1 protein-coding gene is annotated in these 352 nt (G+C 76.7%); it reads left to right on the forward strand.

Annotated features, from left to right (window positions below; genetic code table 11):
* A partial coding sequence (locus GTW67_RS30560; RefSeq protein WP_161167995.1) for an FAD-dependent oxidoreductase occupies window positions 1-352 on the forward strand: 352 nt, incomplete at both ends.

Genomic DNA, 352 nt, shown 5'->3' on the forward strand with positions numbered 1-352 from the left:
CGCGAACAGGGCTTCACCGGCACCGTGACGCTGATCGGCGCCGAACCCCACCAGCCCTACGACCGCCCCCCGCTGTCCAAGGCCGTCCTGCTCGGCACGGCCGAGGGCTCCGCCTTCGACGTCGACTTCGAGGCGCTCGGCATCGAGCTGCGGCTCGGCTGCGAGGCGCTGGGCCTGCGTCCCGGCGCCCACGTCCTGGACACCTCCGCCGGGCCCGTGCCGTACGACGCCCTGGTCGTCGCGACCGGCGCCGAACCGGTCCGGCTGCCCGGTGCCGAGGGCGTCCCCGGCGTGCACCTGCTGCGCACCCTGGACGACGCCGAGCGGCTGCGCCCGGTGCTCGCCCGGCAGC

The organism is Streptomyces sp. SID5910, assembly GCF_009862125.1.
Lineage (GTDB): Bacteria > Actinomycetota > Actinomycetes > Streptomycetales > Streptomycetaceae > Streptomyces.